The 19860-nt window shown below is 69.5% G+C and carries 15 protein-coding genes and 1 tRNA gene; 12 read left to right on the forward strand and 4 right to left on the reverse strand.

Annotated elements, in window-relative coordinates; genetic code table 11:
• Positions 1-62: 62 nt before the first annotated feature.
• Entirely contained in the window at positions 63-437 is a 375-nt protein-coding gene (locus tag GPA03_RS11140) for a hypothetical protein (RefSeq protein WP_156252098.1), read from the reverse strand.
• Here GPA03_RS11140 and GPA03_RS11145 point away from each other — a divergent pair.
• The 12 genes from GPA03_RS11145 (at position 429) to GPA03_RS11200 (ending at position 16708) form a co-directional block, all read left to right on the forward strand.
• Positions 429-2126 (forward strand): sensor histidine kinase, encoded by a 1698-nt coding sequence (locus GPA03_RS11145; protein ID WP_241681254.1) that lies wholly within the window; start codon positions 429-431, stop codon positions 2124-2126. The two genes, GPA03_RS11140 and GPA03_RS11145, sit on opposite strands and share 9 nt — an antisense overlap.
• A complete protein-coding gene (locus GPA03_RS11150) occupies positions 2123-2788 on the forward strand; it encodes a response regulator transcription factor (RefSeq protein ID WP_156252099.1) in 666 nt (221 codons plus the stop codon). The genes GPA03_RS11145 and GPA03_RS11150 overlap by 4 nt, the downstream gene beginning before the upstream one ends.
• Positions 2789-2965: 177 nt before the next feature.
• Positions 2966-3041: transfer RNA gene (locus GPA03_RS11155), tRNA-Trp, on the forward strand.
• Positions 3042-3146: 105 nt separating this feature from the next.
• Positions 3147-3659 carry a preprotein translocase subunit SecE gene (gene secE / locus GPA03_RS23105; RefSeq protein WP_338325731.1) on the forward strand — a complete coding sequence of 171 codons (513 nt, stop codon included), beginning with the start codon at positions 3147-3149 and terminating at the stop codon, positions 3657-3659.
• A 49-nt stretch (positions 3660-3708) separates the two neighbouring features.
• Positions 3709-4500: a transcription termination/antitermination protein NusG gene (nusG, locus tag GPA03_RS11165; protein ID WP_156252100.1), complete on the forward strand. Its 792-nt coding sequence runs from the start codon at positions 3709-3711 to the stop codon at positions 4498-4500.
• Between the two features lie 229 nt (positions 4501-4729).
• The gene (rplK, locus tag GPA03_RS11170) at positions 4730-5161 is read left to right on the forward strand and encodes a 50S ribosomal protein L11 (protein WP_156252101.1); all 432 of its coding nucleotides are present in this window, start codon (positions 4730-4732) and stop codon (positions 5159-5161) included.
• A gap of 92 nt (positions 5162-5253) precedes the next feature.
• Positions 5254-5970: a 50S ribosomal protein L1 gene (rplA, locus tag GPA03_RS11175; protein ID WP_156252102.1), complete on the forward strand. Its 717-nt coding sequence runs from the start codon at positions 5254-5256 to the stop codon at positions 5968-5970.
• 474 nt (positions 5971-6444) lie between these two features.
• Positions 6445-6981 (forward strand): 50S ribosomal protein L10, encoded by a 537-nt coding sequence (gene rplJ, locus GPA03_RS11180; protein ID WP_156252103.1) that lies wholly within the window; start codon positions 6445-6447, stop codon positions 6979-6981.
• Between the two features lie 89 nt (positions 6982-7070).
• Entirely contained in the window at positions 7071-7463 is a 393-nt protein-coding gene (gene rplL / locus GPA03_RS11185; RefSeq protein ID WP_156252104.1) for a 50S ribosomal protein L7/L12, read from the forward strand.
• Between the two features lie 453 nt (positions 7464-7916).
• The gene (gene rpoB / locus GPA03_RS11190) at positions 7917-11411 is read left to right on the forward strand and encodes a DNA-directed RNA polymerase subunit beta (RefSeq protein WP_156252105.1); all 3495 of its coding nucleotides are present in this window, start codon (positions 7917-7919) and stop codon (positions 11409-11411) included.
• A gap of 109 nt (positions 11412-11520) precedes the next feature.
• On the forward strand, positions 11521-15405 hold the full coding sequence (locus tag GPA03_RS11195) for a DNA-directed RNA polymerase subunit beta' (RefSeq protein ID WP_156252106.1): 3885 nt from the start codon (positions 11521-11523) through the stop codon (positions 15403-15405).
• A gap of 106 nt (positions 15406-15511) precedes the next feature.
• Entirely contained in the window at positions 15512-16708 is a 1197-nt protein-coding gene (locus GPA03_RS11200; RefSeq protein ID WP_156252107.1) for a cytochrome P450, read from the forward strand.
• 28 nt (positions 16709-16736) lie between these two features.
• On the opposite strand, the gene GPA03_RS11205 is transcribed toward GPA03_RS11200, so the two are convergent.
• From GPA03_RS11205 to GPA03_RS11215, 3 genes are all read right to left on the reverse strand, one after another.
• A complete protein-coding gene (locus GPA03_RS11205; RefSeq protein WP_156252108.1) occupies positions 16737-17441 on the reverse strand; it encodes a copper homeostasis protein CutC in 705 nt (234 codons plus the stop codon).
• A complete protein-coding gene (locus GPA03_RS11210; RefSeq protein WP_156252109.1) occupies positions 17438-18691 on the reverse strand; it encodes an APC family permease in 1254 nt (417 codons plus the stop codon). The genes GPA03_RS11205 and GPA03_RS11210 overlap by 4 nt, the downstream gene beginning before the upstream one ends.
• Positions 18692-18806: 115 nt before the next feature.
• The gene (locus GPA03_RS11215) at positions 18807-19775 is read right to left on the reverse strand and encodes an ABC transporter ATP-binding protein (RefSeq protein ID WP_194239519.1); all 969 of its coding nucleotides are present in this window, start codon (positions 19773-19775) and stop codon (positions 18807-18809) included.
• Between the last annotated feature and the right edge of the window lie 85 nt (positions 19776-19860).

Genomic DNA, 19860 nt, shown 5'->3' on the forward strand with positions numbered 1-19860 from the left:
GAGCAGACGCAGGGTGTGGGCACCCGCGTGCTGCAGCCCCTCGACGTCACCGCCGATCCTGCTCAGATCGCCTCGGACAGCGCGACGACGGCCGTCACCGCGATCAGCGCCACGACGGCGGCCTCCGCGGTGACCGCTGCCAGCCCGGTCACCCCCGCGTCCCCGGCCACGCCCGTCAGCGCGGCCTCCGCCGTCAGCCCGGCCTCCGCCGTCAGCCCCGCGACCCCGGCCTCCCCGGTGAGCGCTCCATCTCCGGTCAGCCCGGCCACCCCGCCCAGCCCGGCATCACCGCCCAGCCCGGCGACGCCTCCGAGCCCCGCCTCGCCGGTCAGCGCGGCCTCGCCGGTCAGCCCCGCCTCGCCGGTCAGCCCCGCCAGCCCCGCGTCCGCTGCTTCCGCGCCCTCGGCCGGCTCGGGCGACTGACCAACGTGAACCACGCCGGTGCCGGCCCCGGGCAGCCCGCCCGGGGCCGGCTCTCGCCCGCCACCGAGGAGATCCCGGTGGTGGGCGAGACCCGCGAGCTGCCCCGCAGCGACGCGCGCTCCGTCCAGACCCTGGTCCTCGATACTGGGAGCGTGGCGAGCGAGGAGATCAAGATCGGCGAGGACCGCGCCGCCGGCTCGCGCTCCTCCCGGGTCGGTGGCTGGTTCGGCTGGAGCGTGCGCACACGTGTGCTGACGGCTCTCACGGTGCTCAGTGCGCTCGCGATGCTGGTCGCGGGCACCACGGCGTACGTGCTCGAGCGTGGCCGCCTCGACGACCTCATGAAGGACAGCCTCGATCGCAGCAGCGAGGAGTTCCTCACCCTCGCGAGCGAGGGCGTCGACCCGAAGACCGGTGCGCCGTTCCAGGACGTCACCGAGCTGCTGCTGGTCGCGCTCGGCCGCATCGTCCCGGGGCCGAACGAGGGGATGGCCGGCTTCGTCGAGGGTGTGCACACCTACAACGCGCCTGCGGAGTACCCGTACCAGATGCAGCAGGACGCCGAGCTCATCGACATCCTCGGGCCGTTGACCGAGGAACGCGCCGCCATGATGGAGACGGATCCGGAGCACGCGCGGCTGATCACGACTATCGACACCGAGATGGGCTCCTACCGCGTCGCCATCGTCCCGGTCGTGGGTCCGGCAGGTGACAGCGGAGCCCTGGTGCTCGCGTTCGACCGCGGCGCCGAGCACGCGGCTCTCGCGCAGAGCTACACCACCTACGCGCTGGTCGCGCTGGGGGCGCTCGTGCTGATCGGCGCCCTCGGCTTCCTCATCGTCAGCGACCTCCTCAAACCAGTGGCGCTGCTGCGTTCCGCGGCGGCGGAGATCGGCTCCTCGGACCTGTCCCGCAGGATCGAGGTGGTCGGCAACGACGACCTCGCCGTGCTGACCACCACGGTCAACGGGATGCTCGATCGCCTCGAGCACGCCTTCGCCTCGCAGCGCGAGCTGCTCGACGACGTCGGTCACGAGCTGCGTACCCCGCTCACGGTCGTCCGTGGTCACCTCGAGCTGATGGACACCGCCGACCCCGAGGATGCGGCCACGGTGCGCGCGCTCGCCCTCGACGAGCTCGACCGGATGACCTCGCTGGTCGAGGAGCTGATCACGCTGGCCAAGTCACGTCGACCCGACTTCGTGACGATGGAGCGCACCGCCGTCGCCGTGCTCACCGACGACATGCTCGCCAAGGCGCGCCCGTTGGGCGACCGGCGGTGGGTGCTGGACTCGCTCGCGGAGCTCGAGATGGATCTCGACCCGCGCCGGATCACCCAGGCATGGCTGCAGCTGGCGAGCAACGCCGTCAAGTTCTCCGAGGACGGCACCACGGTGGCGCTGGGGTCCTCGGTTGACCAGGCCGCCGTGCGGCTCTGGGTCCGCGACGAGGGCATCGGCATCCCCTCGCAGGAGCAGCACCGGGTCTTCGAACGTTTTGTGCGCGCCGAGGGCGCCACCGCCGACGGCTCGGGGCTGGGGCTGACGATCGTGCGCTCGATCGCGCAGGCTCATGGCGGGCACGTCGAGCTCACGTCGGCGCCCGGGCGGGGGAGCACCTTCACGATCGTGCTCCCGCGCACGCCCGAGAACTCGCGGCACACGCTTGCGCACCCCATGGACGTCCCCGAGGAGAACTCATGAGCCAGATCCTGATCGCCGAGGACGAGGAGCGCATCGCCTCGTTCATCGCGAAGGGCCTGAAGTCCGCCGGCTACTCCTCGGCGCACGTCACCACCGGGACCGAGGCGATCGACCTCGCCTCGACCGGCGACTTCGATCTCCTGATCCTCGACCTGGGCCTTCCCGACGTCGACGGGTTCGAGGTGCTCGACGTCATCCGCAGCTCCGGGGTCACGATGCCGGTGATCATCCTCACCGCCCGCAGCTCGGTCACCGACACCGTCGCGGGTCTCGAGGGTGGCGCCGACGACTACATGGCCAAGCCGTTCCGCTTCGAGGAGCTGCTCGCCCGCGTGCGGCTGCGGCTGCGGTCCGAGCCGACCGCCGGCCCCGAAACGGCCAGCGTGATCACCCATGGCGACCTCTCGCTGGACCTGCGCACGCGTCGGCTCCAGGTCGGCACCACCGCCGTCGACCTCTCCGCGCGCGAGTTCACGCTCGCCGAGACGTTCCTGCGCAACCCCGGGCAGGTGCTCAGCCGCGAGCAGCTGCTCTCCCGGGTGTGGGGCTACGACTTCGACCCCGGCAGCAACGTCGTCGACGTCTACGTGCGGTACCTGCGCAAGAAGGTCGGCGCGCAACGCATCGAGACGGTCCGCGGCATGGGCTACCGACTCGTGTAGCCCTCCCGCCCCCACTCACGGTGGCGCCCGCTCGCGGCCCTCGGAACGCCGTGGGATGGCGCCCGTTCGACCGAGGCGTGCTGGGCAGGTACACTCGACGCCGGTGGTTTCCTCCATCATGCTCGTCGCTGCCCGGCAGTTGCCGGACGATGCGGGTACGAGGGTGGAGATCGTCGTAGGGCAGTGGCGCAATTGGTAGCGCACCGGTCTCCAAAACCGGCGGTTGTGGGTTCGAGTCCCTCCTGCCCTGCCAGGGCCCGTTCCGTGAGGTCGCTGAGAGCGCGGCCCGCAGGGCCCGTCCGCCCGGTCGATCTCGCGTCGGTCGGCGCCGCACACCCCGTCCAGTGAGGAAGTACGAGTGAGCAGGTCCACCAACGCGTCGAAGGGCAATCCCGACGACGACGAGGGTCGGCTCGACGACGCCACTGACGAGTCGGTCGAGGCTGACGAAGCCGAGCAGGCTGACGAAGCCGAGCAGGCTGACGACGTCGACCATGCTGACGCGGTGAGCGACGACGTCGAGGACGAGCCCGACGGCGAAGGCTCCGGCCAGGCAACCGTCGCGGCGAGCGCGTCTGCGAAGGCGGCCGCCAGGAAGCGAGACGGCTCCCGCGGCGCGGCGCCTGCGTCTCGCGCCACGGCTGGTCGCGCACCGGCAGCCAAGAAGGAAGAGCGCCGCGGCCCGATCGCGGCGATCGTGCTGTTCGTCCGCCAGGTCATCTCGGAGCTTCGCAAGGTCGTCACCCCGACGTCCAAGGAGCTGGTGACCTATTCAGCGGTCGTCATCGTGTTCGTGCTGATCATCATGGCCTACGTCGGGGTCCTCGACTTCGCCGTCGGCAGGCTCGTCCTGTGGGCGTTCGGCGGCTGAGCGCCGCCCGTCATCAGCACCACCCCATCAGCTAAGGAAGCAGGTCACCGTGTCCGAGCAGCCCCTCGACCAGCCCGACGAGGGAGGAGAGGTCGACGATCTCGAGACCGCCACGGCCGTCGACACCTCTGACGAGGCCCCGGAGAGCACCGAGTCCGACCAGCGAGAGAGCGACGAGGCCGAGACGCCCGCCGCCGAGGCCGAGACGTCCGAGCAGGACGCGGAGGAAGAGATCGAGGAGGACCCGGTCGACGCGTTCCGCCGTGAGCTGCGGATGCTCCCCGGCGACTGGTACGTCATCCACTCCTACGCGGGCTACGAGAACCGCGTCAAGGCGAACCTCGAGTCGCGCATCCAGTCCCTCAACATGGAGGACTACATCTTCCAGGTCGAGGTGCCGATGGAAGAGGTCGTGGAGATGAAGAACACGGTCCGCAAGGTCGTCAAGCGTGTTCGCATCCCCAGCTACGTCCTGGTCCGCATGGAGATGACCGACGAGTCGTGGGGCGCCGTGCGCCACACCCCGGGTGTCACGCAGTTCGTGGGCGCCTCGCACTCCCCGCCGCCGCTCTCGCTCGACGACGTCATGAAGATGCTCGCGCCCACCATCGAGGCAGCCGCCCCGGTGCAGCGCGGCGGTGGTGGCGCCACGGCAGCGACCCCCATCGAGGTCGACTTCGAGGTGGGCGAGTCGGTCACCGTCACCGACGGCCCCTTCGACACGCTGCCGGCCACGATCTCCGAGATCAACGCCGAGGGCCAGAAGCTCAAGGTGCTCGTGTCGATCTTCGGTCGCGAGACCCCGGTCGAGCTGTCGTTCAACCAGGTCGCGAAGCTCTAGGCCCCGGGGCTCCGCCCCCGTGTGCCCCCGCTGGGGCTCCGCCCCAGACTCCGTGGCCCGCGGCTCGTTCCCGGGTATGATCTCTGGGGTTTGCCCTCAGAACACCCAAACCTACGGGCCCGTCGGCCCGGAACCACCCAGGGCTCCGCCCTGGATGTGAACCCGGAGCAAGCTCCGGATTGCAACCGGGTCATCGCCCATGGCGTCGGCCCATCACACAGGAGAAGCAATGCCCCCCAAGAAGAAGGCCGTCGGCCTCATCAAGCTCCAGATCCAGGCCGGCGCGGCCAACCCTGCGCCGCCGATCGGCCCCGCGCTCGGTCAGCACGGCGTCAACATCATGGAGTTCTGCAAGGCGTACAACGCCGCGACCGAGTCGCAGCGCGGCAACGTCATCCCGGTCGAGATCACCGTGTACGAGGACCGCTCGTTCACGTTCATCACCAAGACCCCGCCGGCAGCCGAGCTGATCAAGAAGGCCGCAGGCGTGCAGAAGGGTTCCGCGACCCCGCACAGCAGCAAGGTCGCCAAGCTCACCAGCGCCCAGGTGCGCGAGATCGCCGAGCAGAAGATGACCGACCTCAACGCACGTGACCTCGACGCCGCCTCGAAGATCATCGCCGGCACCGCCCGGTCGATGGGCATCACCGTCGAGGGCTGACAACACCGACCGACCCGGCACCCGCCGGGTCGACCCAGTGGGAGGGCCGCGCGGGCCCGCACCACGACTGCTCACACACCAAGGAGAAGCAGATGACCACGCGCAGCAAGCAGTACCGTTCCGCGGCCGAGCCGATCGACCGCGACGAGCTCTACAGCCCCCTCGAGGCCATCAAGCTGGCCAAGACCGGCGCGAAGACGAAGTTCGACTCGACCGTCGAGGTCGTGTTCCGGCTCGGCGTCGACCCCCGCAAGGCCGATCAGATGGTCCGCGGCACCGTCAACCTCCCGCACGGCACCGGCAAGACCGCCCGCGTCATCGTGTTCGCCAACGGCGACCGCGCTGAGCAGGCCATCGCCGCGGGTGCGGACGAGGTCGGCGGCGACGAGCTGATCGAGAAGGTCGCCGGTGGTTACACCGACTTCGACGCGGCCGTCGCCACCCCGGACCTCATGGGCAAGGTCGGCCGCCTCGGCCGCGTGCTCGGTCCTCGTGGCCTCATGCCGAACCCGAAGACCGGCACCGTGACGATGGACGTGGCCAAGGCCGTGAACGACATCAAGGGTGGCCGGATCGAGTTCCGCGTCGACAAGCACGCGAACCTCCACTTCATCATCGGCAAGGCGTCCTTCGACAACACGAAGCTGCTCGACAACTACGCGGCAGCGCTCGAGGAGGTCCTGCGTCTCAAGCCGGCCTCCGCGAAGGGCCGGTACATCACCAAGGCCGTGCTGAGCACCACGATGGGCCCCGGCATCCCGCTGGACGCCACGCGTACGCGCAACACCGCCGACGAGGATGTCGCCTGACGTCGCTCGCCATGCTCGAGGACGGGGCCGCACCTGGACAGGTGCGGCCCCGCTCGCATTCCCAGCCCGGGAGGCGGGCAGCGCAGTGCGTCCGTGTGCGATGCGAATCCGTGCACGTCGCGAACAGGTGATTCTGCACGGTAAGCGACCGCTTTCCGGGCAGAACCACCTGTTCGGCTCACCGAGGCGGGCAGAACCACCTGTTCGGCTCACCGAGGTGGGCAGGACCACCTGCTCGAGACGCCCAGTCGTGCGGGTGACGCCGTCGATTTGGCGAGCACCGCCGTCATCCTCTAGAGTGAACGCTGCCCAAGACCGCCGGTCGCCCGTCACCAGACGGGATGAAGTCCACAGATGTGGAGCCTGCGCAGGTGAGAGTTCGGCCGTCACGCCAGTGAGCACCCGAGCCCCATGCCTGCGCATGGGGCTCTTGTCATGTGTGGGTCCGGCGGCACGAACGATCAAGGAGGGCCCATGGCACGGCCAGACAAGGCGGCAGCGGTCGCCGAGCTCACCGAGCGGTTCAAGAACTCCTCGGCCGCCGTTCTCACCGAGTACCGCGGGCTCACCGTCAGCCAGATCAGTGATCTGCGCACCCAGCTGGGTGCGGACACGCAGTACGCGGTCGTCAAGAACACGCTCACCGCCATCGCAGCCAAGGAAGCCGGCGTCGACGTCTTCGAGGGGGACCTGGCGCTGACCGGGCCGTCCGCGATCGCGTTCGTCGGTGGCGACCCGGTCGAGGCGGCCAAGAGCCTTCGCGACTTCGCGAAGGCCAACCCCACCCTCGTCATCAAGGGCGGTGTCATGGACGGCCGCTCGCTGTCCGCCGCCGAGGTGACCAAGCTCGCGGACCTCGAGTCCCGCGAGGTGCTGCTGGCCAAGGCGGCCGGTGCCATGAAGGCGAAGCTGTTCCAGGCTGCCTACATGTTCACCGCTCCCGCCAGCAAGGCGGTCCGCACCATCGAAGCCCTGCGCGAGAAGCAGGCGTCCACCAGCGAAGCCGCCTGAGGCTCCGCAACCACCACCCCGCGCTTCTCTGCGCACGCCCCTGCTCGGGTGACCAGCCCGGAGCAGGACCAACAGGAAGGAACGCCATCATGGCGAAGCTCACCAACGACGAGCTCATCGAGGCTTTCAAGGAGCTCACCCTCATCGAGCTCTCCGAGTTCGTGAAGCAGTTCGAAGAGGTCTTCGACGTCACCGCTGCCGCTCCGGCCGCCGTGGCCGTGGCCGCTGGCCCCGCCGGTGGCGGCGCCGCCGAGGAGGCCGCTGAGGAGAAGACCGAGTTCGACGTCGTCCTCGAGACGATCGGCGACAAGAAGATCCAGGTCATCAAGGAGGTCCGCGCGCTGACCTCCCTCGGCCTCAAGGAGGCCAAGGACCTCGTCGACGGCGCCCCCAAGCCCGTCCTCGAGGGTGTCGACCAGGACACGGCCAACAAGGCCAAGGAGCAGCTCGAGTCGGCAGGCGCCACCGTCTCCGTCAAGTGACGATGCTCTGACAGCTTCACCCACCGGGCTCGTCCCGGGACAACGACGGGCCCGCACCGAGAGGTGCGGGCCCGTTCGTCGTCCCCGGGGGTGAGATGGTCCAGTGATCGCACCGGAACAGACGATCTGGCCGATCAGCGATCGGTGGTGGCGCCAGTCACGGTTCCGGGGGTATGGTGTCGGCGTTGCGTGGCTCTGCAGTGAGGTGCAAAGCGTCTGTCAGTGGCGTTCTGCGGAGTGATTCCAGTCGTCCATCGATGGGCGCTGGACATTTGATGGCGCGTGCCCTATAGTCGGTCTTTGCCTTGTGCTCTGACCCCGTCCTGCCCGTCAGCCGGTTGCGGCACCCTCTCGACACCCCAGATTTCCGGTGTGTCCTGGGTCCGACTCGGCTGGGCTTGACCGGGGCTCTTCCGCACGCGCACGCCACACGAACGCCGGGAAGGACCCCTCTTGGCTGCCTCGCGCACCTCTCACGCATCCGCCACTGACATCGCCAACCGCACCGCATCACGTCGCGTCTCTTTCGCGAAGATCCACGAGCCACTCGCAGCGCCTGACCTGCTCGGCCTGCAGACCGAGAGCTTTGACTGGCTGCTCGGCAACGACGCGTGGCGTGCCCGCGTCGAGGAGGCTGTCGCCGCCGGCAACAACGCCGTCCCGACCAAGTCCGGTCTGGAGGAGATCTTCGAGGAGATCTCGCCGATCGAGGACTTCGGCCAGACGATGTCGCTGTCGTTCCGGGACCACCGGTTCGAGCCGCCGAAGTACTCCGCCCAGGAGTGCAAGGAGAAGGACTTCACCTTCTCGGCGCCGCTGTTCGTCACCGCTGAGTTCGTCAACTACACGACCGGCGAGATCAAGTCTCAGACGGTCTTCATGGGCGAGTTCCCGCTCATGACCGAGCGGGGCACGTTCATCATCAACGGCACCGAGCGCGTCGTCGTCTCGCAGCTGGTTCGTTCCCCGGGCGTCTACTTCGAGCGCACCCCGGACAAGACGTCCGACAAGGACATCTTCACCACGCGCGTGATCCCCTCCCGCGGCGCGTGGCTCGAGTTCGAGATCGACAAGCGCGACGCCGTCGGCGTGCGTGTGGATCGCAAGCGCAAGCAGTCGGTCACCGTGTTCCTCAAGGCGCTGGGCATGACCGAGGGCGAGATCCGCGAGGCGTTCGCGGAGTACCCGGCAGTCATCGAGACGCTCGAGAAGGACAACGTCCACACCCAGGACGAGTCGCTGCTCGACATCTACCGCAAGATCCGCCCGGGCGAGCCGCCCACGGTCGAGGCCGCCACCGCGCTGCTCGACAACTTCTACTTCAACGGCAAGCGGTACGACCTGGCCAAGGTCGGTCGCTACAAGATCAACAAGAAGCTCGGCGTCGACAAGCCGCTGAGCGACTCGACCCTGTCGGTCGAGGATGTGGTCGCCACGATCAAGTACCTCGCGGCGCTGCACAAGGGCGAGACCACGTTCGCGGGTGTCCGCGACGGCAAGGCGGTCGACCTCCCGGTCGAGACCGACGACATCGACCACTTCGGCAACCGCCGCATCCGTGCGGTCGGCGAGCTCATCCAGAACCAGGTCCGTACCGGCCTGTCCCGGATGGAGCGGGTGGTCCGTGAGCGGATGACGACCCAGGACGTCGAGGCGATCACGCCACAGACCCTGATCAACATCCGCCCGGTCGTGGCCTCGATCCGTGAGTTCTTCGGCACCAGCCAGCTCTCGCAGTTCATGGACCAGAACAACCCGCTCGCGGGTCTGACCCACAAGCGCCGCCTGTCGGCGCTGGGCCCCGGCGGTCTGTCCCGTGACCGCGCCGGCATGGAGGTTCGCGACGTCCACCCGAGCCACTACGGCCGCATGTGCCCGATCGAGACCCCTGAGGGTCCGAACATCGGTCTGATCGGCTCGCTCGCCACCTACGCGCGGATCAACCCGTTCGGCTTCGTCGAGACCCCGTACCGCAAGGTCAACAAGGGCAAGGTCACCGACGACGTCGAGTACCTGACCGCCGACGACGAGGACCGGTACGTCATCGCACAGGCCAACGCCGTGCTCGACGACAAGGGTCGCTTCGTCGAGGAGACCGTGCTGGTCCGTACTCGCGGTGGTGAGGCGATCGACGTCCCCGCCGAGAACGTGGACTACATGGACGTCTCGGCCCGCCAGATGGTGTCGGTCGCGACCGCGATGATCCCGTTCCTCGAGCACGACGACGCGAACCGCGCGCTCATGGGCGCCAACATGCAGCGCCAGGCCGTGCCGCTGGTGCGCAGCGAGGCCCCGCTGGTCGGGACCGGCATGGAGCGGCGCGCCGCCGTCGACGCCGGTGACGTCATCGTCGCCCGCAAGCCCGGCGTGGTCACCGAGGTCTCGGCCGACGCCATCGTCGTCGCCGAGGACGAGGGCGGCAGCTACACCTACCGCGTCGCGAAGTTCCGTCGCTCGAACCAGGGCACCTCCTACAACCAGCGTGTGCTGGTCGACGAGGGCGCCCGCGTCGAGGTCGGCTCGGTGCTCGCCGATGGTCCCGCCACCGACGAGGGCGAGCTCGCCCTCGGACGCAACCTGTTGGTCGCGTTCATGTCGTGGGAGGGCCACAACTACGAGGACGCGATCATCCTGTCGCAGCGCCTCGTGCAGGACGACGTGCTCTCCTCGATCCACATCGAGGAGCACGAGGTCGACGCCCGCGACACGAAGCTGGGCCCGGAGGAGATCACCCGGGACATCCCGAACGTCTCCGACGAGGTGCTGGCCGACCTGGACGAGCGCGGCATCATCCGCATCGGTGCCGAGGTCGGCGCCGGCGACGTGCTGGTCGGCAAGGTCACACCCAAGGGCGAGACCGAGCTGACCCCCGAGGAGCGGCTGCTCCGCGCGATCTTCGGTGAGAAGGCGCGCGAGGTCCGCGACACCTCGCTCAAGGTCCCTCACGGTGAGTCGGGCACGGTCATCGCCGTGCGCGAGTTCAACCGCGAGGACGGCGACGAGCTGCCCCCGGGCGTCAACCAGCTGGTCCGCGTCTACATCGCGCAGCGCCGCAAGATCACCGATGGTGACAAGCTCGCCGGCCGTCACGGCAACAAGGGCGTCATCTCGAAGATCCTGCCCGTCGAGGACATGCCGTTCCTCGAGGACGGCACGCCGGTGGACATCATCCTCAACCCGATGGGTGTGCCCGGCCGGATGAACGTCGGTCAGGTCCTCGAGACCCACCTCGGGTGGGTCGCGAAGACCGGTTGGGAAGCCGACGCGAAGTCCGACTGGGCCAAGAACCTGGCACCCGAGGCGTTGACCGGTGAGCCCGGCACCCCCGTGGCCACGCCGGTGTTCGACGGCCTCCACGAGGACGAGCTCAAGGGTCTGCTCGACACGACCCGCGTGACTCGCGACGGCGACCGGCTGATCGGCAGCTCGGGCAAGGCGCGGCTGTTCGACGGCCGCTCCGGCGAGCCGTTCCCGGCCCCGATCTCGGTCGGCTACATGTACATCCTCAAGCTGCACCACCTGGTCGACGACAAGATCCACGCGCGTTCGACCGGTCCGTACTCGATGATCACGCAGCAGCCGCTGGGCGGTAAGGCCCAGTTCGGTGGCCAGCGGTTCGGCGAGATGGAGGTGTGGGCGCTCGAGGCGTACGGCGCCGCGTACGCGCTCCAGGAGCTCCTGACGATCAAGTCGGACGACATCCCTGGTCGCGTCAAGGTGTACGAGGCGATCGTCAAGGGCGAGAACATCCCCGAGCCCGGCATCCCTGAGTCGTTCAAGGTGCTGGTCAAGGAGATGCAGTCGCTGTGCTTGAACGTCGAGGTGCTCTCCTCCGACGGCACGATGATCGAGATGCGTGACTCCGACGAGGAGGTGTACCGGGCCGCCGAGGAGCTCGGTATCGACCTGTCCCGTCGCCCCGACGCCAGCAGCGTCGAGGAGATCTGAGAACGACCGCTGCGGGCCCACCGCAAGGCAGGGCCCGCAGTGGATCGCTCACCCCCATCCTCGAAGACTCACGCCACACGGCCACAGGCCGAAGGAAGTAGGGAAACAAGTGCTCGACGTCAACGTGTTCGACGAGCTCCGTATTGGTCTGGCCACCGCTGACGAGGTCCGCGCGTGGTCCCACGGCGAGGTCAAGAAGCCGGAGACCATCAACTACCGCACGCTCAAGCCCGAGAAGGACGGCCTCTTCTGCGAGAAGATCTTCGGCCCCACCCGGGACTGGGAGTGCTACTGCGGCAAGTACAAGCGCGTCCGCTTCAAGGGGATCATCTGTGAGCGCTGCGGCGTCGAGGTGACCCGGAGCAAGGTGCGCCGTGAGCGGATGGGCCACATCGAGCTCGCCGCGCCCGTGACCCACATCTGGTACTTCAAGGGCGTTCCGTCGCGGCTGGGCTACCTGCTCGACCTCGCCCCGAAGGACCTCGAGAAGGTCATCTACTTCGCCGCGTACATGATCACCGAGATCGACGAGGAGGGCCGCCGCGAGGACCTGGCCAGCCTCCAGAACGAGATCGACCTGGAGAAGGGCGAGATCGCCAAGCAGCGCGACCTCGACATCGCCAAGCGTGGCGAGCGGCTCGAGGCCGACCTGGCCGAGCTCGAGGCCGAGGGTGCCAAGGCCGATGCGCGTCGCAAGGTCAAGGACTCCGCCGAGCGTGAGATGGCACAGCTGCGCAAGCGTGCAGACGCCGACATCGACCGTCTCGCGCAGGTCTGGGACCGGTTCGTCAACCTCAAGGTCGCCGACCTCGAGGGCGACGAGATGCTCTACCGCCAGCTGCAGGACCGCTACGGCAACTACTTCAAGGGTGCGATGGGAGCCGAGGCGATCCAGCGTCGCCTCGAGACCTTCGACCTGGCTGCCGAGTCCGAGGCGCTGCGCGAGATCATCCGCAGCGGCAAGGGCCAGCGCAAGACCCGCGCCCTCAAGCGGCTCAAGGTGGTCAACGCGTTCCTCACCACCACCAACAGCCCGCTGGGCATGGTGCTGGACTGCGTCCCGGTCATCCCGCCGGACCTGCGCCCGATGGTGCAGCTCGACGGTGGCCGTTTCGCGACCTCCGACCTGAACGACCTCTACCGACGCGTCATCAACCGGAACAACCGCCTCAAGCGGCTCCTGGATCTGGGCGCGCCGGAGATCATCGTCAACAACGAGAAGCGGATGCTCCAGGAGGCCGTCGACTCGCTGTTCGACAACGGTCGCCGCGGTCGTCCCGTGACGGGCCCGGGCAACCGGCCGCTCAAGTCGATCTCCGACATGCTCAAGGGCAAGCAGGGTCGGTTCCGTCAGAACCTGCTCGGCAAGCGCGTCGACTACTCGGGCCGTTCGGTCATCGTGGTCGGCCCGCAGCTGAAGCTGCACCAGTGCGGTCTGCCCAAGCAGATGGCGCTCGAGCTGTTCAAGCCCTTCGTCATGAAGCGGCTGGTCGACCTCAACCACGCCCAGAACATCAAGTCCGCCAAGCGGATGGTCGAGCGTGCGCGCTCGGTCGTGTGGGACGTGCTGGAAGAGGTCATCACCGAGCACCCGGTGCTGCTGAACCGTGCGCCCACCCTGCACCGTCTGGGCATCCAGGCGTTCGAGCCGCAGCTGGTCGAGGGCAAGGCGATCCACCTGCACCCGCTGGTGTGTGGTGCGTTCAACGCCGACTTCGACGGTGACCAGATGGCGGTGCACCTGCCGCTGTCCGCCGAGGCGCAGGCCGAGGCCCGCATCCTCATGCTCAGCTCGAACAACATCCTCAAGCCGAGCGACGGCCGCCCGGTGACCATGCCCACCCAGGACATGATCATCGGTCTGTTCCACCTCAGCACCGAGCGCGACGGCGTCGCGGGCGAGGGTCGTGTGTTCACGTCCCCGTCCGAGGCGATCATGGCGTTCGACGGCGGCGAGCTGGACCTCAACGCGAAGATCTCGATCCGGATGACGGACCTCGTGCCGCCGACGGACGGCTTCGACGCTCCCGAGGGCTGGACCGAGGGCGAGCCGATCACCTTCCCGACCACGCTGGGCCGTGCGCTCTTCAACGAGCTGCTGCCGATCGACTACCCGTACATCAACAAGGTGGTCGACAAGAAGGTCCTCTCGACGATCGTCAACGACCTCGCCGAGCGGTACCCGAAGGTCGAGGTCGCTGCCTCGCTGGACGCGCTGAAGGAGGCCGGCTTCCGCTGGGCCACCCGTTCGGGCGTCACGATGGGTATCTCCGACGTGATCGCGCCCTCGGCGAAGGCCGAGATCCTCGCGAGCTACGAGGAGAAGGCGGCGAAGGTCCAGGGCCAGTACAACCGCGGTCTGATCACCGACGACGAGCGCCGTCAGGAGCTCATCGGGATCTGGACCCAGGCCACGGACGACGTCGACGCCTCCATGCGTGGGGACTTCCCCGAGGACAACTCGGTCTTCCGCATGGTCACCTCCGGTGCCCGCGGTAACTGGATGCAGGTTCGTCAGATCGCCGGTATGCGCGGTCTGGTGGCGAACCCCAAGGGAGAGATCATCCCGCGTCCGATCAAGTCGAACTACCGAGAAGGCCTCTCGGTGCTCGAGTACTTCATCGCGACGCACGGTGCTCGTAAGGGCCTGGCCGACACGGCGCTCCGTACCGCCGAGTCGGGCTACCTGACCCGTCGACTCGTGGACGTCTCGCAGGATGTCATCATCCGCGAGGAGGACTGCGGGACCGAGCGAGGGCTGGTCCAGCCGATCATCGAGGTCGGCCCGGACGGGGTCGCTCGCCGCAACGACAAGGTCGAGACGAGCGTCTACGCCCGTACCCTCGCCGGTCAGGCCGTCGCCCCCGACGGCACCGTGCTCGGCGAGTCGGGTGACGACGTCGGCGACGTCCTCATCGACAAGCTGATCGCTGCCGGCGTCGAGACCATCAAGGTCCGTTCCGTGCTGACCTGCGAGTCGCGCGTCGGTACCTGCGCCAAGTGCTACGGCCGATCGCTGGCCACCGGCGAGCTCGTCGACATCGGCGAGGCCGTCGGCATCATCGCGGCGCAGTCGATCGGTGAGCCCGGCACCCAGCTGACGATGCGTACCTTCCACTCCGGTGGTGTGGCCTCGGCCGACGACATCACGCAGGGTCTGCCCCGCGTGACCGACCTCTTCGAGGCTCGTACCCCGAAGAGCGAGGCGCCGATCGCCGAGATGGCCGGACGTATCGCCATCGAGGACACCGACCGTGCACGTCGGATCACCCTCACGCCCGACGACGGCACCGAGGAGATCGTCTACCAGGTCAGCAAGCGTTCGCGCCTGCTCGCCCAGGACGGCGATCACGTGGGTGTCGGTCAGCAGCTGGTCTCCGGTGCTGTCGACCCGAAGAAGGTCCTGCGCATCCTCGGCCCGCGCGCGGTGCAGAAGCACCTCGTGGACGAGGTCCAGGAGGTCTACCGCTCCCAGGGCGTGGACATCCACGACAAGCACATCGAGGTCATCGTGCGGCAGATGCTGCGTCGCGTGACCGTGCTGGACTCGGGCGACTCCCGGCTGCTGCCGGGCGAGCTGGCCGAGCGTGGCCGGTTCGAGGACGAGAACCGTCGCGTGGTGTCCGAGGGTGGTACCCCCGCCGCTGGGCGTCCGGAGCTCATGGGCATCACCAAGGCCTCGCTGGCGACCGACTCGTGGCTGTCTGCGGCGTCCTTCCAGGAGACCACCAAGGTGCTGACCGAGGCTGCGATGAGCGGTCGCTCGGACTCGCTCCTGGGTCTGAAGGAGAACGTGATCCTGGGCAAGCTGATCCCGGCGGGTACCGGTCTTCCCCGGTACCGCAACGTCCGGGTGGAGCCCACCGAGGAGGCGAAGGCCGAGATCTACCCGAGCTTCGGCTACGACGAGATCGACTACGGTCCGATCTCCGAGGGCGCCGACGCGATCGCGCTCGAGGAGCTCGACCTCGGCGGGTTCAGCGACTACCGCTGATCCTGCTCGACCCGAACGCCCCCGACCCTGCTGGGTCGGGGGCGTTCGTGCGTCCTGGGGTGCAGGATGGGGTCGCCAGCCCGATGTCCCGCAGAGAGGTGCACCCATGGGTCACGTCCCCGAACCGGTTCCCGACGCGACCGGCCCGCGGCCGGCCAGCGAGGAGGGAACACCGGGGGAGTGCCCGGTCGTGGTGCTCCCGGACGGGTCGTGGGCCGTGCGCGGGCACGCCGAGGTGCTGCGGGTGGCGACGACGCCCGAGCTGTTCTCGAGCGGGGGTCGCCGGCACCGGCACATCCCCAACAGCCTCGACGGCGACGAGCACCGCAGGTTCCGGGCGATCGTCGACAGGCACCTGGACGACAGCCGCATCCTGCCGCTGGCTCCGATGATCCGGGAGGTCACCGACCAGGTCGCGACCACGATGGTGGCGAGCAGCCGGCACGCGGAGATCGTGCAGGACTTCGGGCGACACGTGGCGGTGCAGGTGCAGTGCCGCTGGCTGGGGTGGCCGGTAGAGCTGGAACCGGAGCTGCTGAGCTGGATCGACGACAACTTCGCCGCGTCCCGCTCGGGTGATGCCGCGAGCAACGCCGAGGTCGCGGAGCGGTTCGACCGGATCGTCAGCGACGTCATCGAGGATCGCCGTGCCCGCGAAGATGCGGGCGAACACCTTCCGGACGACCCGACCACCGGGCTGCTGCGCGAGCGGGTCGAGGACCCGGACGCCCCCGACGGCCACCGCCCGCTCACCCACGCCGAGCTGGTGTCGCTGCTGCGGAACTGGACAGCCGGTGACCTCGGGTCGATCGCTGCCTCGATCGGTGTGGTCGTCGCTCACGTGGCCGGTGACCAGGCGGAGCAGGCGAGGCTCCGCACCCTCGCGCAGGACGAGGAGGCGAACAGCGTGACGCTGGATGCCGCCGTCGACGAGATGCTCCGCATCAACGACCCGTTTCCCACCAACCGGCGCGTGGCCACCGGGGACACCAGCATCGCGGGCCACCCCGCACCGGCCGGCACGGCGGTCGCCATCAACTGGACCGCCGCCAACCGCGACGAGCGGGTGTTCGGTGACGCCGACGCGTACCGGCCGGAGGCGAACCGCACGGCCAACATCGTCTACGGCGCCGGCCCGCACGTGTGCCCGGGCCGGGTGCTCTCCACGCTCCAGATCCGCGGCGCCCTGGCGGCGCTGCTGCGCGCCACCTCGAGCATCACGCTCGACGACGCCCGACCGCCCGTGCGCTACCCGTTCCCCTCCCGCGGCTTCGACACGGTGCCCGTGACGCTGACGCCCTGAGCCACCTGCGCCGCGCAGCGACGGCGCCTCAGTCGCGAGCGGCCGCGACAGCGGCTGCGACGATCGCGGCGTCCGTGTGCCAGTGCTGGCCCTCGCCACCCGGCGTGACGTCGGAGGCGCGTGCCCGCGCGGAGAGATGGACCGCGTCCACGGCGACCCCGGCCAGCGTGGTGATGTCACCGGGACGGACCCCGCCGCCCGCCATGATCTCGACGCGCCCATCCGAGAGCCGAACGAGGTCGGTGAGCTCGGCGGCTGCCTCGACGGCGTGCGCCCTGCCGCAGGAGGTCAGCACGCGGCTCACGCCGAGCCGGGCCAGCGCCTCGAGGGCGGCACGCCGGTCCTCGATCACGTCGAAGGCGCGGTGGAAGGTCACGGTGCGGCCCTGCGCGGCCTCCAGGAACGCCCGCACGTGGTCGATCGCGACCTCGCCGGACCCGGTCAGCGCTCCGACCACCACGCCGTCGGCGCCGGCTGCCACGGCGTGCGCGATGTCGGCACAGGTCACGTCGATCTCGGCGGTGTCGTAGACGTAGCCACCCGGTCGGGGCCGCACGAGCACGCTGAGCCAGCCGGGCCGATCGGTCAGCGCTCGGACCGACTCGATGGTCGCGAGCGAGGGCGTCAGCCCCCCGGTCTCCAGGGCCGAGCAGAGCTCGACACGGGTCGCGCCGCGCTCGAGCGAGACGCGCGCGCCGGCCGGGTCCTGCACGCAGATCTCGACGGCGATCATGCGATGCCCGCGCGCCGGGTCCGGAGGAGGCGGTAGCCGAGCCCGGCGAGGAGCACGGCCGCGCCGCCGATCACCGATCCCAGGGGCAGGCTGAACGCCATCGCGAGGCAGCCGATCACGCCCAGCACCTGCAACGGCCGGGGCCAGCGCCGCTGCTCGCGCGGCTGCCGGAGCGCTGCGAGGTTGGTCACGGTGTAGTACACCAGCACGCCGAAGGAGGAGAAGCCGATCGCCCCGCGGAGGTCGGCGACCAGCACGATCACGACCACCACGAGCCCGAGCAGGAGCTGGGCGCGGGCAGGCACCCGGTGCCGTGGCTCGATGGTGGCGAGCGGGTGCGGGAGGTCGTGCTGGCGGGCCATCGCCAGCGCGGTGCGGCTGACGCCGGTGAGCAGCGCCAGCAGCGCTCCCAGTGCCGCGGCGCCGGCAGCGATCTGGACACCGACCGACAGCCCGGGGACCGCGAGTGCCGCGGCGAGGTCGGCGAGCGGCGCGGTGCTGCCCGGGAGCTCCCCGCCGATCGTGCCGAGCAGCGCGAAGGAGGTCAGGCCGTACAGCAGCAGCACGCCGCCGAGAGCGATCAGCACCGCGCGACCGATCGCGGCCGGCGTGCGCACCTCCTCGGCCAGCGTCGCGATGCGCGCGTACCCCGCGAAGGCGAAGAAGAGCAGGCCGGCGCCCTGCAGGATGCCGTAGACGCCGTCGGGCGGTGCGAGCGGCGCGGGGTCTGGGAGCGTCGTGACCGAGGTCGCGACCAGCAGCGCGACGAGTCCGAGCAGCGCGATCACGAGCAGCACGCGTGCCAGCTGTGCCGTGCGGGTGATACCGCGGACGGCCGCGAGGGTGAGCGCTGCCACCGCGACGGCGGCCGCGAGCCGCTGCCCCCAGACGTTCCCAGGCACGAGGTAGGCGGCGAAGGTCATCGCCATCGCCGCGCACGAGGCGGTCTTGCCGATGACGAAGCCCCACCCGGCTGTGAAACCCCACCACGGCCCGAGCACGCGGTTGCCGAAGACGTAGGTGCCGCCCGAGGCGGGATGGTGCGCCGCGAGCTGGGCCGATGACGTGGCGTTGCAGAGCGCGATGACCGCCGCGATGCCGAGCGCGACCAGCAGCGCGTCCCCGGCCGCGGCGCTCGCCGGCCCCCAGACGGCGAAGATGCCGGCACCGATCATCGCGCTGAGCCCGACGATGACGGCGTCTCCCGTGCCCAGTCGTCGCGCCAGCTCAGGCCTTGCAGGGTCGGTCACGGGCACAACCTACTGGGGTTCGATGAACGGCTGGGGGCACCGCCACCGACCGGCCCAGCGGACCGTGCCGGCCCTGACCGCTGCCATCGAGACGTCGCGGAGGAGGGTGCGATCGTCAGTGCGCCGCCTGCTGGGTGGCGTAGAGCCGCCGCACGACGTCCTCGACATCGGGCTCCTCGATCGTCAGGTCGCGCAGCGGCGCCCGGCCGGCGACCTCGGCGAGCACGGCGGCCGCGCTCGCGCCGGGCAGGAGCGCGAGGCGCTGCCGCAGCCCGTCGGGCTCGGTGCCGATGAGGCGGGTGCCGGCCACGTCGGAGAGCGAGGGGGTCGGCTCCTCGAGGTCGAGCACGATCACACGATCGGCGCCGACCCGGCGCACGAGGCCGGGGAGGTCGCCCGTGTAGGCCACCCGGCCGTGGTCGACGACGACGATCCGCTCCGTCAGCCGCTGCACGTCGTCCATGTCATGCGTGGTGAGCAGCAGCGTGGTGCCGTGCGCGGCGCGCTCGGCCACGAGAAACGCACGCAGCCGCTCCTTGCTGAGCACGTCGAGGCCGATCGTCGGCTCGTCGAGGATCAGCAGTCGCGGCGAGTGCAGCAGCGCGGCCGCGATCTCGCCGCGGATCCGCTGCCCGAGCGAGAGCTGCCGTACCGGGGTGTCGAGGAACTCCGCGAGGTCGAGCGCGTCCACGAGCTCGTCGAGGCGCTCGCGGTGGCTGCTGCCGAGCCGGTGGATCGAGGCGAGCACCCGGTAGGACTCCTGCAGCGGCAGGTCCCACCACAGCTGGGACCGCTGCCCGAAGACGACGCCGATCTCGCGCGCGAGCTCACGTCGGGACTTCTGCGGGTGCAGCCCGCAGGTGGCCACGGTGCCGGCGCTGGGGGAGAGGATCCCCGTCAGCATCTTGATGGTCGTCGACTTCCCGGCACCGTTGGCACCGATGTAGCCCACGGCCTCACCGGCCGCGATGTCGAGATCGAGGTCGACGACGGCGTGCACCACCCGCTTGGTGCGTCGCCACCCCCCGGAGCGCACCACGAAGTCGCGGGTGAGCCCGCGGGCGTGCACGATCTGCTCGGTCATGCGGCCTTCCTTCTGCGTGAGTGCGCACATCGACGGTGAGAGCGCACATCGCACCGTGCGCACTCACCGTGGCTGTGCGCACTCA

The organism is Pseudactinotalea terrae, from assembly GCF_009733845.1.
In the GTDB taxonomy this organism is placed as follows: domain Bacteria; phylum Actinomycetota; class Actinomycetes; order Actinomycetales; family Beutenbergiaceae; genus Pseudactinotalea; species Pseudactinotalea terrae.

Excerpts from the sequence above, each read along its gene's own strand:
- GPA03_RS11200 (WP_156252107.1), top strand. The coding sequence starts at position 15,512 with ATGGGTCACGTCCCCGAACCGGTTCCCGACGCGACCGGCCCGCGGCCG.
- rplL (WP_156252104.1), top strand. The coding sequence starts at position 7,071 with ATGGCGAAGCTCACCAACGACGAGCTCATCGAGGCTTTCAAGGAGCTC.
- GPA03_RS11215 (WP_194239519.1), bottom strand. The coding sequence starts at position 19,775 with ATGACCGAGCAGATCGTGCACGCCCGCGGGCTCACCCGCGACTTCGTG.
- rplK (WP_156252101.1), top strand. The coding sequence starts at position 4,730 with ATGCCCCCCAAGAAGAAGGCCGTCGGCCTCATCAAGCTCCAGATCCAG.
- rplA (WP_156252102.1), top strand. The coding sequence starts at position 5,254 with ATGACCACGCGCAGCAAGCAGTACCGTTCCGCGGCCGAGCCGATCGAC.
- GPA03_RS11205 (WP_156252108.1), bottom strand. The coding sequence starts at position 17,441 with ATGATCGCCGTCGAGATCTGCGTGCAGGACCCGGCCGGCGCGCGCGTC.
- rplJ (WP_156252103.1), top strand. The coding sequence starts at position 6,445 with ATGGCACGGCCAGACAAGGCGGCAGCGGTCGCCGAGCTCACCGAGCGG.
- GPA03_RS11150 (WP_156252099.1), top strand. The coding sequence starts at position 2,123 with ATGAGCCAGATCCTGATCGCCGAGGACGAGGAGCGCATCGCCTCGTTC.